Raw genomic sequence first — 14,582 nt, 5'->3', positions numbered from 1 at the left:
TCCGCGGTCACGACCGCGCCCAGGTGAGCATCTCCGCGTAGAAGGGGTCGCTCTCCAGCGCCGCCGCATCGCCGACGAGACAGAGCGCCCGCTTCGCCCGCGTGAGCGCGACGTTCACGCGGCGGTGGTCCTCGAAGATGGGGCCGTCGAGGCGGCCCGTGGCGACGAACGAGACGACGATGACCTCCTTCGCGGAGCCCTGGAAGCGGTCGACGGTGTCGACGGCGACCCCCTCGGGGACGCGCCGCGTCAACTCCGCCACCTGTGCCCGGAACGGGGCGATGACGCCCACGTCCCCGGGGTCGACGCCGGCGTCGAGGTACGCCTCGACCACCTCGCGGACGCGCTCGGCCTCCCGCGGGTTGGTGTTGCCGACGGCCGCACCGTCGGGGTCGACGAACGCCACGGCGTCGCGCAGGTCCGCGGGGAGGGCGTCCGAACGGACGCCGTCGAGGTCGGAGAGCCGGCGCCCCGCCACCTCCGGCGTCGCGGGGCGCAGTCGACCGTCGTAGAACGACGCCGAGGAGAAGTACTGGATGCGCTGGTTCATCCGGTACTGGCGGTCGAGCAGCACGGCGGCGTCGGGGTAGCGTTCGGCGAGGCGCTCGAACAGGGAGGTCCCGAGGTCGTTCTCGCTCCTGACGACCGGCGGGAGCTGCTGGTGGTCGCCGACGAGGACGAACCGCTCTGCGAGGTTGGCGGCGGCGAGCGTCGCCGGTTCAGTCAGCTGGCCGGCCTCGTCGACCACGCAGACGTCGAACTCGCACTCGCGGAGGACGCGCGACCCGCAGGAGGCGGTGGTGGCGGCGACGACCGGTGCAGAGCGCAGTTCGCGGACGCGGTCGTCCGGGTCGCCGCGAGGGTCGAGGCGGGCGTCGAGCATGTCCGCGCGGACGCCGGATTCGGTGCCGACGCGGACGAACGCGTCGAACCCCTGGTCGCGGAGGGCCTCGAGGGCGTTGTCGACCGCGCGGTTCGTGAACGCCGACAGCAGGACGCGCTCGCCGCGCTCGACCATCGCGCGCACCGTGCGGGCGAGGGTGTAGGTCTTCCCCGTCCCCGGCGGCCCCTGGACGAGCGCGCAGTCATCGGCCGTGACGGCGAGTTCGACCGCCCGGTTCTGCGCCTCGTTGTTGTCGATGAACGTCTCGTCGACGCGCCCGAACTCGGGGTCGCGCCGGCCGAACAGGACGTCCCTTCGTGCCTCGGACCCCTTCAGCACGGCGTCGTGGAGCGCCGTCAGCATCCGGTCGACCGAGAACTCGGAGGGGTAGACGTCGAGGCGGCGCAACTCGACCGGTTCGTCCGTCGAGACGACGATATCCGGGCGCAACTGCTCGACCCGGGCGAGTTCCGCGGTCCCCCGCGTCGGGTGGCCGTCGCTCGCGAGGACGACGTCGCCGGCGCGTATCTTCGAGACGGCCTCCGTGCTCGCCGCCCGGAGTTCCCAGCGGCCGTCCTCGCGCCGGCGCTGGCCGAGGGGTTCGAGGTCGACGAGCGCCCGGTCGTCGGCCGCGCGTTCCTCGCCGGTCTGTTTCCACAGTTTGGCGTACTCGCGGTGGACCTCCCGGCGCTCCTCCTCGATGGCGCGGTAGAACCGCTCGAAGTAGGTGCGCTCCTCCTCGGGCAGCGGCCGGCCGATGGCGCCCGCCTTCGACTCCTGGTCGAGGCGTCCCGAGACGACCATGCAGGTGTCCTGCTCGAAGCAGTACTCGCACTTCGCGTTCGCCTCGTACCCCGTGGGAACGTCGCCCCGGACCTCCCCTGCGACGAGGGCGTTGCGCTGGCGCAGGACGTACTGGACGAGGCCGGCGCCGATGGAGAAGTCCTTCGCGGGCGTGAGGTCGCCCGTCTCCTCGTTGCGGTCGAGGACGCTGTTCTTGGTGTAGAGGAGCGTTCCGGTGTCGGGGAGGGTGCGGCCGCCGTCGGTGGCCGCCTGGGCGTCGCGCTCGGCCAGCAACAGGGCGTAACAGGCCGCCTGCACCTTGTCCTGGAAGCGGGGGTCCGACCGGAGGTTCTTGCCCGTCTTCAGTTCGACCGGGGCGCCGCGGCGAATCGCGTCGGCGCGGCCCTTGATGCCGACCGTCTCGCCGATGAGCGTCTGCTCGGAGCGCCAGTCGTCCTCCTCGGTGAGTCGCCCCTGCTGGAGCCACCCCTCGATGGCGCGGGCGTTGCGCCGCACGTCGTCCGCCACCTCCGTCGCGTCCCGCCCGAGCAGGCCGAGTTCGAGGCCCGCGTCCGCGACGTGGTCCTCGATGGCCGCCTCGAGGTCCCGGCCCCGCAGGAGGTCGCCGAACACCTCGTGGACGAGCGTCCCCATCACGACGGGGTAGTTGAGCGGCACGCCGGAGAGCTTGTTCAGGTAGTAGAGCCGGGGGCACTGCACCCACGAGCGGATGGCCGTCACGTCGACGAGGAAGTCGGGTTCGACGACGACGAGCGACGACCGCGAGGTGCTGTACTGGGTCTCGCCGTTCCACTCGCGCGTCTCCGGGTCGGTGACGAGCAGTTCCATCCCGGGCGAGAGCACCGCGGCCGTCTCGGTCCACTTCCCCCAGAGCGTCACCGTCACCGGCTCCGCCTCCCCCTCGGGCCGGAGTCGCACTTCCGCCAGCTCGCGCTCGCCGGAGCGCGTCTCGACGGTTCGGGGCTCGTCCACCTCGACGACGGGGCCGCGGAGCGTCACTACCCCGTCATGACGCGTCGGGGAGAATGAGGGTGTCGGTCGCGGGGAGAGTGACGGGACCGGACCACCCTTTTTGTATCGGGGCGGTGGACGGGGCGATATGGTCGACCTCTCCCCGGGCGACACGTACACCTACTCGCGGACGTTCACCCGCGAGGACGTCGAGCGGTTCGTCGAACTCTCGAACGACGCGGGCACGCACCACCTCGAACCGGACGAGGAGGGTCGCCTCGTCGTCCACGGTCTCCTGACGGCGACGCTCCCGACGAAGCTCGGGGGCGACCTCGACTACCTCGCACGCGACATGGTCTTCGAGTTCCGGCGGCCCGTCTACACGGGCGAGGAGATACGCTGTGAACTCACCGTCCTCGACGTCGTCCCGCGCGAGGGGCGCGTCGACCTCACCTCCGAGGCCATCTGCACCAACGAGGCGGGGACGGTGGTGATGACCGGCGAGTTCGAGGGCGTCGTCTTCGAGTGACGCGCCTCACTCGACGTCGTTGTACATCTCGTCGAGCATCTCGTCGACGTCGGGGGCGCCGCCTCCCGGCTGGTAGCCGAAGGAGAACTCGCCCTTCCCGTCGGGCGAGGCGCCCTGCGTCCACGCCTCCTCGGGGTCCTCGTGGCGCTCGCGGAACGTGGACATGAACTGGTAGTTGACGTCCTGGTTCTCCTTCTCCTGGGGGAAGCTGTTGGGCACCGGCACGACGTCGCCGAGGTCCTCGATGGCCGCGTGCCACTGGTTCTGGTGCATCGTGTCGCGCGCGATGAGGTAGGACAGCATGTCCTTCATGCCGGGGTCGTCGGTCATCTCGTAGAGGCGCGCCGCGAGCAGGCGGCCCGTCGACTCGGCCATCACGTTCGCGTACATGTCCGCGGCGAGGTTGCCGCTGGCGACGACGTAGCCGCCGCTGAACGGCACGCCGTTGCTGTCGACCGGCATCGCGTGCAGGCCCGCCGAGAGCGCCTGCCGGGGCTGGCCGCCCTCCATCATCGCCGCGATGACGGGGTCCTCGGCCGCCTCCTCGCGCACCTCCCTGGAGGCCCCCTCCAGGTTCTTCGTGACGGCCGTCGCGAGCATCTCGATGTGCCCGAGTTCCTCGACGGCCGTCTCCATCAGCAGGCGGCGGTACTCCTGCTTCTCGCTCGGCACCGCGAACGCCTGGAACATGTACTGTAGCGCGACGCGCATCTCGCCCTCCGCCCCGCCGATGGCCTGCTGGAGCATCTTCGCGAAGTAGGGGTCCGGTTCGGTGACTTCGACCTCGTACTGGAGTTCGTTTTCGTGGAAGAACATCTCGTTACCTCGTCACGGACGACGGTCGGCGGGGCCATATAAGTTTATGAACGCACAATAATATGGACTATAACACTATTTCTTCATAAATTGTGGAGTCTTGGCAGACGCTCGTCGGCATCGGGCGTTCCTCGACGGCACGGAGTCCCCATACGGGTCGCGTCGGGACGTGCCGACTCGTACCACGGAGCAGTCACTAAGCGACGGGGTTGCAGGTGACGGGTGTACAAGCGGGGAGCGTCGACGCGTTCGAGAGCGCGCCGACCGGACGGACGGCGAACCGGACGGGCGGCGAGCTACTCGAAGTCGGCGTCGCGCTTCTCGACGAACGCCTCCATCCCCTCGCGCTGGTCGTGGGTCCCGAAGAGGCCGCTCCAGAGGCGGCGCTCGTAGGTGAGGCCGGCCGAGAGGTGCGTCTCGTGGACCTGATTGAGCGCCTCCTTCGCGGCCTGGAGCGCGAAGGCGGGCTTCTCGGCGAGGTCGGCGGCCATCCCCGCGACGTACTCGTCGAACTCCTCGGGCGCGACCACCTCGTCGACGAGGCCCATCTGCTGGGCGTCCTGCGCGTCGACGCGTTCGCCGAAGAAGACGAGCTTTCGGGCCATCGAGTCGCCCACGATACGCGAGAGACGCTGGGTGCCGCCCCAGCCGGGGACGATACCAAGGTCGACCTCCGTCTGGCCGAGGACGGCGTCGACGCTCGCCACCCGGAAGTCGGCGGCGAGCGCGAGTTCGCAGCCGCCGCCGAAGGCGTAGCCGTTCACCGCGGCGATGACCGGCGCGGGGAACCCCTCGATGGCGTCGGTGACGCGGTGGCCGACCTCGGCGTACGCCTGCGCCTCCGCCACCGACAACTGCGACATGTACTCGATGTCGGCGCCGGCGACGAACGCATCCTCGCCCGCACCCGTGAGGACGAGCACCCGGGTGTCCTCCTCCCGGGCCGTCGCCAGCGCGTCGAGCAACGCGTCGAGGACGTCGGTGTCGAGCGCGTTCAGTCGGTCGGGGCGGTTGACGGTGAGCGTCACGACGGCGCCGTCGCGGTCCGCGAGGACCGGGGCTGACTCGGACATGTGTGCGAGGTGATGCCGAGCGACGGTATAGTTCTGCCCCCGACGTCGACACGTTCATGCGATTCGATACCAACGGGTGAGACGATGCGCGTACGTGACTGGCAGGACGTCCTCCGGGACGTCGTCGAGTCGAAGGCGGACCCCGGCGAGTGGCGGGCCGTGGCCGGCGACCGGCGGCGCGGCCTCGGCGAGGACCTGTACCTCTCACACCCCCGGGCGGGCGTCTACCAGCTGAAGACCTACGCGAAGAACCCCTACGAGGTGCGCGGCGTCGGCGCCGAGGTCGCACGCCGGGTCGACGACGACATCGACCCCCTCTTCCCGCGTGACGTCGGTGGTCGCTTCGGGGTCCAGTCCCCGCCGGAGGACGAGTCGGCCGCCGAGTCGGCGGCGACCCGCCTCGGGGCGGTCGTCGAGACGCACCTCGACGCGCCGACGACGCCCGACGCCTTCTTCGAGGACGTGATGGACGCCGTCGACAGCCCCGCCTACGGGCCGATGGACTACGGGGGGTTCGCAGGGGGGCGCACGGAGGCGCTCGACGCGCTCGCCGAGACGTTCGAGGAGGCCGAACGCCTCCTCGACGCCGAGTTCGACGACCTCGTGACCGACGACGTGGGCCGCGGGTTCCAGTAGGGGTAAGTCGCCGGCGCCGGTTGGTCGACCATGGACGCCGAGACGACCGTCCGGGAGTACTACGCCGCCCTCCGCGACGGCGACCCGCTCGCGCCCTTCTTCCTCGAAGCCGACGGCGTCGTGAAGTTCGGGCTCTCCGAGCGCCTCGCGGGCTACGACGCGGTCGCTGATGGACTCCACGAGCAGACCCGGACGACGACCGACTGGGTCGTCGAGAGCGCCGCGCTCGTCGTCGAGACGCGCGGCGACGCCGGGTGGTTCTCCGACGACGTGTTCATGGCGTGGACGGACACCGAACGGGGAATCAGGTACGAGTTCGACACGCGCTGGAGCGGGACGCTCCTCCGCGTCGAGGGCGAGTGGCGCGTCGCGGGGATGCACGTCAGCACGACCCAGGAGGGGCTCTGATGGTCGGGCCGATGTCGGACGACGACCGGAACAGTCTCGCCCGCCGGCTGAAGGTGGGGTTCGTCGTCCTCATCGGCGCCTCCGCGGGACTCATCACCTCACAGGGCGAGGCGACGGCGCTCGAGGCGCTCCTCATCACCGTCGTCGGTCTGGCGTTCGGCGCGCTCGTCGTCTGGGTGGTGTTCCCCGAAACTGGTGGTACTGGACGCAACGGTCGCTGACGTTCGTAGGAAGCGTTCGACCCCTCCGGCCCGTCGGGCCTCGCAGGCTCCCCCTGGCCGTCGCGTCGCGGTGTCGAGACCGGTACGGTGGTGCCTCTGACAGCGTCCGATGGCCGTCGACGGTACGACGGTGCTCCTGGTGGTCTCTCCGGCGCCGTCGGGGCGCCGGCCCGCGGATGGCGGTCGGCCGGGTTCTCCCGTGGGGGCGACGACCGAACGGATGACGCATCGTGGGGATGTTCGCGTGCCGTGGGTGGTGACGTGCTCGATGGTCGGTCGACGCCCCCGCGCTGACGCGCCGGGAGTCGAGTGTGACCCCCTCGGGAGAGGTCATCTTCCGCTATGACGATAGGACAAGTCAGAGTTGCGCCTGATAGTGTAGGGTCTATTTTATACCCCGTTCCGAGTCCGCGAGCCCCGAGAGCGAAATCGTTCGATAGAGCGCCGCTACGAGCACCTCGACCGGAGAGCCCGTTCGCCGTCCGGGGAAGCCGTCACCCGCGCGCGCCACACCTTAGTGCGCGGCCCTCGGACGGTGTACCATGACACGAGCGAGCGTCGTAGGCGCCGGGATGACGACCTTCGGAGTCCACGAGTCGACCCTCGCGGAGTTGTTCGCCACCGCGGCCCTCGACGCGTACGACGACGCCGGCGTCGGGCCCGACGACGTCGACGCGTTCTACTTCGGCAACGCGATGGGCGGCCAGACGGAGAACGACACGCACCTGGCGCCGAAGCTGGCCTCGGAGGTGGGCATCGCGGGCGTCCCCGCCCAGCGCTTCGAGGACGCCTGCGCCACCTCGGCCACCGCGTTCAAGAACGCCGTCCAGGCGGTCGAGGCGGGTATCCACGACACCGTCCTCGTCGGCGGCGTCGAACGGTGTACGCCCGAGACGGGCCTCGGGACCGGCGAGATGACCCGCATCTTCGCCAGCGCCTCCCACCGCCAGTACGAGCAACCGACAGGGCTCACCTTCCCGGGCGTGTTCGCGCTGCTCACGAAACGCCACATGCACGAGTACGGCACCACCGAAGAGCAGCTCGCGCACGTCGCCGTCAAGAACCACGCGAACGGCCAGCGCAACCCTCGCGCGCACTTCGGACGGGAACTGACGGTCGAGGACGTCCTCGAGTCGCCCGTCGTCGCCGACCCGTTCCACCTCATGGACTGCTGTCCGTTCTCCGACGGCGCGAGCGCGCTGGTCGTCACGAGCGACGAGCGCGCCGACTCCTACGACGACCCGGTTGACGTGACGGGCGTCGGCCACGCCACCGACATCGTCCCCCTCTCGGCGAAACCCGTCCCGCACGCCACGCAGGCCGCCCGCGACGCCGCGGCGGGGGCGTACGAGCAGGCCGACGTGACCGCCGACGCGATGGACTTCGCGGAGGTCCACGACTGCTTCACCGGCGCCGAGGTGATGGCGAGCGAGGCCATCGGCTTCTTCGAGGACGGCGAGGGGGGCCCCGCCGCCGCCGAGGGGCGCTCCGCGCTCGACGGCGACCGGCCCATCAACCCCTCCGGCGGGTTGAAGGCGAAGGGTCACCCCATCGGCGCGACGGGCGCCGCGCAAATCGTCGAACTCACCGAACAGCTCAGGGGCGACGCCGGCGACCGGCAGGTCGAGGGCGCAGAGCGCGCCGTCGCGCACAACCTCGGCGGCGACGCCGGCACCACCGTGGTGTCGGTCGTGGAGGTGCGCTCGTGAGCCTCTCCTACGACGAGTGGGCGGCGTCGCTCCGGGAGGGGACGCTCCTCGGCGTCACCTGCGCCGACTGCGGGACGACGTACGGCACGCCCTTCTCGGTCTGTAACGAGTGCGGCGGCCGCGACCTCGACGCCACCGACCTCCCCGAGGACGGCGAGGTCTACTCGGTGACGACGGTGAACGTCCCGCCGGTGGGCTTCGAGGGACCGTATCAGGTGGCGCTCGTGCAGGTCGGCCCGGCGCGCGTCACCGCCCGTATCGCCGACGATGACGAGGTGGACATCGGAGACGGCGTCGTCCTCGACGGGGCGATGGAGGCCGACGACGGCCACCCCGCGCCGGTGTTCCGCCGGGCGTAGTCACCCTTAGAGCCCGCCGACCACGGCGGGGACGGTGTTCCGGAGGATGTTCAGCCCGATGACGAGCAGCAGGGCGACGACCGCCCGGTTGAACCACCGCTCGTCGACGCCGACGCGCCGGAGGTACGTCCCGAGGAACAGGCCGACGAGCGTGACGACGGAGATGGCACAGCCGAGCCACAGGAGGTACGGCGTCAGCAGGCCGACGGCCGCGGTCTGGACGATTTTGATGGTGAAGACGACCGCGAACACCATCGACACCCCGCCGACGTAGCGCTCGCGGTCGCGCTCGAACGTGTGGAGGTACGCCGGGAGCAGGGGGCCGAGGTTGGCCGCGCCGAGCAGGAACCCGGTGGCGAGGCCGACGCCGCCGAGCGCGACCGGGTGGTGGGCCTCCTCGACGACGACGAAGTTCTGCACCACCTGGAAGGCGACGTACGCGAGGATGAGCAGCGCGATGAGCATCGGCACGAGCGGGCCCGCCTGGTACCGGGAGAGGAAGGTGACGCCGACGACGGTGCCGACGGCGGCGAGGACGACGAGCGGCCACTCCCGCCTGACGTAGGTGAGGCCGGTGTTCGTCTCGCCTACCTGGAAGACGTTTATCATCCACGGGGGGATGGCGAGGACGACGACGGCGACGACCGGGTCGATGACCGACGAGAGGACGGGCGTGGCGATGAGCGCGTAGCCGAACCCGACGGCCCCCTTCACCGCGCCGGCGACCACGGCGACGGCGAACACGAACGCGAGCGTGGTCGTCGTCACGTCGCCGGAGAACCCAGCGGTGACGCGTCCGCTGCCGGGGTAGAGCGCGACGGCACCGAGGACGACGACCGCGGTCGCGAACGTCATCAGGACCTCGCGGTAGTGAAGCGCGAGGAGGTTGTCGAGGAACGTTCCGGCGTCGAGCGTCGGGGAGTCGGTGGCCATCTACTGAGTGCTCCTGGCCGGGATACACACGCCGGGATGATATACCCGTCAACGGCGGTAACGCTGGCCGAGAGCTACGACGCGGCCACCTCAGGCGACGCGGGTGAGCCAGGCGGTCGGGTTGCCCAGTTCGTCGTCGGAGGGGAGGTTCTCCGGGCGCTCCCACACCAGGCTGGCCGTCTGGAGGTCGCGGGCGCTCACGACCGCCTCGAAGAAGTCCTTGCCGCGCTCGTACTGGCGGCGCTTGCGCCCGAGACCGAGCAGGCGTCGGAACAACTGCGCGATCGGCCCGCCGCCCTGACGCCGGGCGTCGAGTTTCGCGCGGAGGTCCGCGTACTCGTCGTCGAACGTCCGGTCCATCAGCAACTCGGCGTAGCCCTCGACGGCGGTCATCGTCGTGTCGATGGCCCGGAAGTCGTCGCGGTCGAAGCGCGCCGCCGAGAGGTCGCGCAGCGTCGACTCGATGAGGCCCTCGAGGTGGTCGGAGAGCCACGGCGCCGCGCCGAACTCCGCGGCGTGGGTCACCTCGTGGAAGGCGATCCAGCGCCGGAAGCGGTCCTCGTCGGCGTCGAGTTGCCGGGCGACCCGCGAGATGTTGGGGTGGACGAAGTAGAGCGCGTGGTCGTCGCTCCCGCTCAGGAGGCGCGGGTCGTACTGGCCGAGGACGTTGTTCGCGAGGAAGCCGATGGCGAACGCCATCGACCCGGTGTTGACGGTGCGGGCGATGCCGGGGATGAACCCCTGGTCGGCGTCGAGCAGGTCGAGGATGCGCTCGAAGGTGGCGACGTTGGCGTCGACCCAGTGGTGGCGGTTCTGCACCTCGACGGTCGCCGGGAGGTCGAAGTCGACGCCCGCCTCCGCGCGGATGCGGTCGCGCGCCGCGCGCACGTCGGCGGCGTACGCCTGCCGGTCGGTCGCCGAGAGGTCGAGGTCGCCGGGTGCCGTCACTGCCTTCGCGGCGTCGCCGACGGCGACCCAGTCCACCGGCCCCTCTCCAGAGGCGTCCGTGACCGCACGAACCGCGCGATAGAAGTTCATATCGAAGGGAGGTCCGTGCGACTCAAAGCCCTTCCGACTACTCGGCTTCCCGGACAGACTCGGACGCCGGCGCGTCCAGCGTGACGGTGACCTCCGGTTCCTCCGCCTCCTCCTCGTCGCCCCCGCGGAGCTTCACGACGGCCGCGAGCGCCACCACGAACAGCAGGCCGACGACGGCGCCCACGGCGAGTTTCCGGTTCGACTCGTCCTCCTCGCTCTCGAAGCGCTCGGGGTCGAACTCCTCGTACTCGTACTCCGACTCGAACTCGTCGAACTCCTCCGCGTCCTCCTCGTCGCCGCCACGGAACTTCCGGAACGCGAGGAACCCGCCGACGGGGAGCGCGAGGCCGGCGAGGAAGCCGACGAGGACGAACAGTTTCCCGCGGCCGCCGCCCTCCTCGTCGTCCTCGCTCCCGGTCGACTGCTTCGAGAACGGGGCGTTGAACGTCGCCCCCTTGAAATCCGCCTCGAACACGGTGATGTCGGGCATGGTGCGACCATCGTGGCGCGGGGATTTAGAGTTTGGCAGGGTGTCGTGGTCACCCCGCGCTCCCGTGAGTGCCGCCCGTTCGAGGGAACGGGGTAGCGACGAGCACTCGTCTCACCGATACCAGCGTCCCTTGCCGGTGACTGTGACATCGGGCGGGTTGCTATCGGGGCGTTGATACCTCACGGGAGAGAGGGGTACGTATGGACGAAGCTCACAGAGAGTTCCTCGACGAACTCCTCGCGACGCACAGCCCGTCCGGTTTCGAGTCGCCCGCTCTCAGCGCCTGGGTCGACTACGTGAGCGAGTTCGCCGACGACGTGACCGTCGACGCCTACGGCAACGCCGTCGCCACCTCCGAGGGGGACGAGCGCTCGGTCGCGTTCGGCGGGCACGCGGACGAGATCGGGTTCATGGTCCGCGACGTCGACGACGACGGCTTCCTCGCGCTCACGAGGGTCGGCGGGTCCGACAAGACCGTCGTCCGCGGGCAGCACGTCGTCGTCCACGCCGACGACCCGGTCCCCGGCGTGGTCGGTCAGACGGCCATCCACCTGCGCGAGGGCGACGACGAGATTCCGGACATAAACGAGAACTACGTCGACGTCGGGGCCACCTCGAAGGAGGAGGCGGAGGAACTCGTCGAGGTGGGCGACCCCGTCACGTTCGCCAGCCGGGTCGAGAACCTGCAGGGGTCCCGCCTCGCCGCCCGCGGGATGGACAACCGCGTCGGCATCTGGGCGGCCGCCGAGGGTCTCCGGCGCGCCGTCGAACGCGACGCCGACGCCACCGTCCACGCCGTCGCGACGGTCCAGGAGGAGGTGGGCCTCAACGGCGCGAAGATGGTCGGCTTCGACCTCGCGCCGGACGCGTTCGTCGCCGTCGACGTCACCCACGCGACGGACGCGCCGAAGACGCCGAAAGAGAAGTCGACGAGCGTCGACCTCGGGGGCGGCCCCACCGTCGCGCGCGGGAGCACGAACCACCCCGGCCTCGTCAGGGGCGTCCGCGAGGTGGCCGAGCGCGAGGGCATCGACGTCCAGCTGGAGGCGGCCGGCAGTTACACCGGCACCGACGCCGACGCCGTCTTCGTCTCGCGCGGCGGTATCCCGTCGCTGAACGTCGGCGTCCCCAACCGCTACATGCACACGCCGGTCGAGGTGGTCGACACGGCCGACCTCGACGCCGTCGCCGACCTGCTCGGCGCGGTCGGTGCGAGCGTCGACGCGTTCGACCTGACGGCCGGCCTCTAGAGTTCCGAGAGGACGTCGTCGGTCGTCACGACGTCGCCGTACTTCGCGTCGATGTCGAACAGGTTGGCGCGGTGTGGGCCCTCGGCCCGGTCGCCGACGGCGTCGCGGGGGACGATGGTCCGGTAGCCGTGCTGGAGGCTGTCGACGGCCGTCGCGCGGACGCAGCCGCTGGTCGTCACGCCCGCGAGGACGAGCGTGTCGACGCGGTGGGTCGTCAGTTCCGTCGCGAGGTCAGTCCCGAAGAAGGCGCTCGCGTACTTCTTGAGGACGACGCGCTCGCCCTCTCGGGGTTCGAGACGGTCGTCCACCCGCACGGCGTCGGTACCGAGGCGGAGGTCGCGCAGCGCGGGCACCTTCTCGACGAACACGCCGGCGTCGCCGTAGCTCTCCTCGTAGGCGACCGTCGTGAAGTACCGCGGGAGGTCGCGCTCGCGGAACGCGTCGAGGAGTTCTCGGGTACGCTCGACCACGCTCTCCACGTCGGAGCCGAGCGCCGAGTCGGGGTCGGTGAACGCCTCGACGAGGTCGATGACGACGAGCGCCGGTCGGTCGCCGAAGCCGACGTCGCGGCCGAAGTCGCGCTCGTCGTAGGCCGCGAAGGGTGCGTCGGGGTCGCCCGACATCGGTCAGTCGTGACGCGCGTCGAACGCGCGACGCTCCTCGGCGATCTGTTCGGCGAGCGCCGCCTCGTCGGGGAGCGGGCCGAAGTCGAACTGTGGGAGGTCCTCGCGGTTCCCCCGGAGCCTGGACCGGAGCGACTCCGTCTCCGCCTCGTCCACCGCGCCGTCGGCGAGCGCGACGCCGTACGCCTCGCGGGCGGCGTCCGCGCTCACGAGGCCGCGTTCGACCTCTCTGGCGACGAGGTGGGGGTCGCGCGCGAGCGGGTCGCCGAGGCCGCCGCCGCCGGCCGTCTCGAAGACGAGTTTGTCGCCCGCGCTCACCGCGACGTTCTCGACCTTCGAGGGGAGGTCCTCCTCGGTGCCGTCGGTGCGGACGAGCGTCTTCCGGGATGGCTGGGCGTGGGCCCCCCCGTCGACGCCGTAGGGGTAGGTGAGCGCCCGGTCGTCCTGGAAGGTGATGGCGCCGTCCTCCTCGAAGGTGTACACCTTCCGGACGCCGTGGCCGCCGCGGAACTCGCCCGCGCCGCCGGTGTCCGCCCGCGCGGAGTACTCGTCGATGGTGAGGGGGTAGTACGCCTCCTGGTACTCGGCGGGGACGGTCTTGAACATCGGCCACCACGAGTGGCCGTCGAGGCCGTCGCCGCCGGGGCGGGCCGGAATGCCGCCGTAGAGGATTTCGAGCAACTGGAAGTCGTTGCCCTCCGAGTCGGTGCCGGCGTAGACGAGGTTGGGGCTCGTCCCGTAGCTCCCCGCGACGGAGAACTGCTCGCCCAGCGCGTCCGAGAACACCGCCTGCAGGATGTCGAAGTGCCGGGCCATCAGCGTCAGACGGTTGCCGAGGGCGGCCGGGAACTCCGGTTTCAGCACGCTCCCCTCCGGGATGGTGACGTCGATGCGGTCGTAGAACCCGTCGTTGAACGTCAACTGCGGGTCGAACGCCATGATGAGGAACACCCCGGTGAACATCTTGAACATGTTCTCGTTCAGGAGGAAGTTCACCGTGCCGGGCACCTGCGGGTCCGTCCCCGTCCAGTCGATGACGAGGCGGTCGCCCTCGCGGGTGAGTTCCATGTGGAGTTTGATGGGGCCGTTGCCCCGGCCGTCGTCGTCGGCGAAGTCCTCGAAGGTGAACGTCTCGCCCTCCGGGAGCAGGTCGCGGATGAGACGGGTGACGCCCTCGCGGGTGCGGTCGAGGATGGCGTCGCAGGCTGTGAGGTACGTCTCCTTGCCGAATCGCTCGCAGAGTTCCTGGATGCGCGCCTCGGCGGTCGCGGTGCCGGCGGCGAGCGCCTTGATGTCCGCCTCGGCGTGGGCGGGCAGGCGGGTGTTGTGCTTGAACGTCTCCAGGAGTCCCTCGTCGAAGACGCCCTCCTTGTACAGTTTCGTCGGCGGGAGACGCACTCCCTCCTCGAAGATGGTCGAGGCGTCGATGGGGATGCTCCCCGGCGTCTTCCCGCCGACGTCCATCAGGTTCCCCCACTGGCTGGAGAAGCCGACGAGGTCGTCGTCGTAGAAGATGGGTCGCAACAGGAGCATGTCCGGCGTGTGCGACACCGCCCCCTCGCACATGTAGGGGTCGTTCGTCGCGACGACGTCGCCGTCGCGGAGGTCCTCCCACCCGAACGACGCGTTCTCGATGATGTCGTCGATGGCGCTGCCGAACTGGCCCATCACCATCCGCCCCTTCCGGTCGGCCATCATCGGGAACTGGTCGGACTGCTCGCGGATGACCGGCGAGATGGCCGTCGTCTCGACGACGCGGTCCATCTCGTAGCGGGTGTTCGCGAGCGTGCTCTCGACGATGTCGAGGGTGGTCTGGTCGATGTCGTGGTCTCCGACGAAGTCTGGTTGGGTACGCATGT

At 70.3% G+C, this 14,582-nt stretch carries 15 protein-coding genes; 7 read left to right on the top strand and 8 right to left on the bottom strand.

Annotated features, from left to right (window positions below; all coding sequences use genetic code 11):
• Nucleotides 1-7: 7 nt before the first annotated feature.
• Nucleotides 8-2,686, bottom strand: coding sequence for an AAA domain-containing protein (locus P1Y20_RS01880; RefSeq protein ID WP_304446962.1), 2,679 nt, complete (start codon nt 2,684-2,686; stop codon nt 8-10).
• A gap of 100 nt (nt 2,687-2,786) precedes the next feature.
• On the opposite strand from P1Y20_RS01880, the gene P1Y20_RS01875 reads away from it, so the two are divergent.
• Entirely contained in the window at nt 2,787-3,167 is a 381-nt protein-coding gene (locus P1Y20_RS01875) for a hotdog family protein (protein ID WP_304446961.1), read from the top strand.
• 6 nt (nt 3,168-3,173) lie between these two features.
• Here the strand turns inward: P1Y20_RS01875 and P1Y20_RS01870 are convergent, their stop codons facing one another.
• Together P1Y20_RS01870 and P1Y20_RS01865 are read right to left on the bottom strand one after the other, a co-directional pair.
• A complete protein-coding gene (locus P1Y20_RS01870; protein WP_304446960.1) occupies nt 3,174-3,983 on the bottom strand; it encodes a manganese catalase family protein in 810 nt (269 codons plus the stop codon).
• Between the two features lie 296 nt (nt 3,984-4,279).
• Nucleotides 4,280-5,056, bottom strand: coding sequence for an enoyl-CoA hydratase/isomerase family protein (locus P1Y20_RS01865; protein WP_304446959.1), 777 nt, complete (start codon nt 5,054-5,056; stop codon nt 4,280-4,282).
• Nucleotides 5,057-5,140: 84 nt separating this feature from the next.
• On the opposite strand from P1Y20_RS01865, the gene P1Y20_RS01860 reads away from it, so the two are divergent.
• From P1Y20_RS01860 to P1Y20_RS01840, 5 genes are all read left to right on the top strand, one after another.
• Complete coding sequence (locus tag P1Y20_RS01860; RefSeq protein ID WP_304446958.1) at nt 5,141-5,692, top strand: hypothetical protein; 552 nt, start codon at nt 5,141-5,143, stop codon at nt 5,690-5,692.
• Between the two features lie 30 nt (nt 5,693-5,722).
• Entirely contained in the window at nt 5,723-6,100 is a 378-nt protein-coding gene (locus P1Y20_RS01855) for an AtzH-like domain-containing protein (protein WP_304446957.1), read from the top strand.
• Entirely contained in the window at nt 6,100-6,321 is a 222-nt protein-coding gene (locus P1Y20_RS01850; protein WP_304446956.1) for a DUF8527 family protein, read from the top strand. The genes P1Y20_RS01855 and P1Y20_RS01850 overlap by 1 nt, the downstream gene beginning before the upstream one ends.
• A gap of 542 nt (nt 6,322-6,863) precedes the next feature.
• Complete coding sequence (locus P1Y20_RS01845) at nt 6,864-8,030, top strand: thiolase C-terminal domain-containing protein (RefSeq protein WP_304446955.1); 1,167 nt, start codon at nt 6,864-6,866, stop codon at nt 8,028-8,030.
• Nucleotides 8,027-8,389 (top strand): Zn-ribbon domain-containing OB-fold protein, encoded by a 363-nt coding sequence (locus tag P1Y20_RS01840; RefSeq protein WP_304446954.1) that lies wholly within the window; start codon nt 8,027-8,029, stop codon nt 8,387-8,389. The genes P1Y20_RS01845 and P1Y20_RS01840 overlap by 4 nt, the downstream gene beginning before the upstream one ends.
• Before the next feature lie 6 nt (nt 8,390-8,395).
• Here P1Y20_RS01840 and P1Y20_RS01835 read toward each other — a convergent pair whose 3' ends face one another.
• The 3 genes from P1Y20_RS01835 to P1Y20_RS01825 all read right to left on the bottom strand — a co-directional run bounded on the left by P1Y20_RS01835 (nt 8,396) and on the right by P1Y20_RS01825 (nt 10,850).
• Nucleotides 8,396-9,322, bottom strand: coding sequence for a TSUP family transporter (locus P1Y20_RS01835; RefSeq protein WP_304446953.1), 927 nt, complete (start codon nt 9,320-9,322; stop codon nt 8,396-8,398).
• Nucleotides 9,323-9,412: 90 nt separating this feature from the next.
• Nucleotides 9,413-10,360: a zinc-dependent metalloprotease gene (locus P1Y20_RS01830; protein ID WP_304446952.1), complete on the bottom strand. Its 948-nt coding sequence runs from the start codon at nt 10,358-10,360 to the stop codon at nt 9,413-9,415.
• Nucleotides 10,361-10,397: 37 nt separating this feature from the next.
• A complete protein-coding gene (locus tag P1Y20_RS01825; RefSeq protein WP_304446951.1) occupies nt 10,398-10,850 on the bottom strand; it encodes a hypothetical protein in 453 nt (150 codons plus the stop codon).
• A gap of 200 nt (nt 10,851-11,050) precedes the next feature.
• Between P1Y20_RS01825 and P1Y20_RS01820 the strand changes: the two genes are divergently transcribed.
• A complete protein-coding gene (locus P1Y20_RS01820) occupies nt 11,051-12,100 on the top strand; it encodes a M20/M25/M40 family metallo-hydrolase (RefSeq protein WP_304446950.1) in 1,050 nt (349 codons plus the stop codon).
• Here the strand turns inward: P1Y20_RS01820 and P1Y20_RS01815 are convergent.
• Nucleotides 12,097-12,723 carry an isochorismatase family protein gene (locus tag P1Y20_RS01815; protein WP_304446949.1) on the bottom strand — a complete coding sequence of 209 codons (627 nt, stop codon included), beginning with the start codon at nt 12,721-12,723 and terminating at the stop codon, nt 12,097-12,099. The genes P1Y20_RS01820 and P1Y20_RS01815 overlap by 4 nt on opposite strands.
• Before the next feature lie 3 nt (nt 12,724-12,726).
• Nucleotides 12,727-14,580, bottom strand: a complete 1,854-nt coding sequence (locus tag P1Y20_RS01810; protein WP_304446948.1) for a hydantoinase B/oxoprolinase family protein — start codon at nt 14,578-14,580, stop codon at nt 12,727-12,729.
• Nucleotides 14,581-14,582: the final 2 nt, after the last annotated feature.

Source organism: Halomarina ordinaria (assembly GCF_030553305.1).
Lineage (GTDB): Archaea > Halobacteriota > Halobacteria > Halobacteriales > Haloarculaceae > Halomarina > Halomarina ordinaria.
This window is presented reverse-complemented; position numbering and strand designations above follow the sequence as displayed.

Excerpts from the sequence above, each read along its gene's own strand:
- P1Y20_RS01875 (WP_304446961.1), top strand. The coding sequence starts at position 2,787 with ATGGTCGACCTCTCCCCGGGCGACACGTACACCTACTCGCGGACGTTC.
- P1Y20_RS01870 (WP_304446960.1), bottom strand. The coding sequence starts at position 3,983 with ATGTTCTTCCACGAAAACGAACTCCAGTACGAGGTCGAAGTCACCGAA.
- P1Y20_RS01865 (WP_304446959.1), bottom strand. The coding sequence starts at position 5,056 with ATGTCCGAGTCAGCCCCGGTCCTCGCGGACCGCGACGGCGCCGTCGTG.
- P1Y20_RS01860 (WP_304446958.1), top strand. The coding sequence starts at position 5,141 with ATGCGCGTACGTGACTGGCAGGACGTCCTCCGGGACGTCGTCGAGTCG.
- P1Y20_RS01855 (WP_304446957.1), top strand. The coding sequence starts at position 5,723 with ATGGACGCCGAGACGACCGTCCGGGAGTACTACGCCGCCCTCCGCGAC.
- P1Y20_RS01850 (WP_304446956.1), top strand. The coding sequence starts at position 6,100 with ATGGTCGGGCCGATGTCGGACGACGACCGGAACAGTCTCGCCCGCCGG.
- P1Y20_RS01845 (WP_304446955.1), top strand. The coding sequence starts at position 6,864 with ATGACACGAGCGAGCGTCGTAGGCGCCGGGATGACGACCTTCGGAGTC.
- P1Y20_RS01835 (WP_304446953.1), bottom strand. The coding sequence starts at position 9,322 with ATGGCCACCGACTCCCCGACGCTCGACGCCGGAACGTTCCTCGACAAC.
- P1Y20_RS01830 (WP_304446952.1), bottom strand. The coding sequence starts at position 10,360 with ATGAACTTCTATCGCGCGGTTCGTGCGGTCACGGACGCCTCTGGAGAG.
- P1Y20_RS01825 (WP_304446951.1), bottom strand. The coding sequence starts at position 10,850 with ATGCCCGACATCACCGTGTTCGAGGCGGATTTCAAGGGGGCGACGTTC.
- P1Y20_RS01820 (WP_304446950.1), top strand. The coding sequence starts at position 11,051 with ATGGACGAAGCTCACAGAGAGTTCCTCGACGAACTCCTCGCGACGCAC.
- P1Y20_RS01815 (WP_304446949.1), bottom strand. The coding sequence starts at position 12,723 with ATGTCGGGCGACCCCGACGCACCCTTCGCGGCCTACGACGAGCGCGAC.
- P1Y20_RS01810 (WP_304446948.1), bottom strand. The coding sequence starts at position 14,580 with ATGCGTACCCAACCAGACTTCGTCGGAGACCACGACATCGACCAGACC.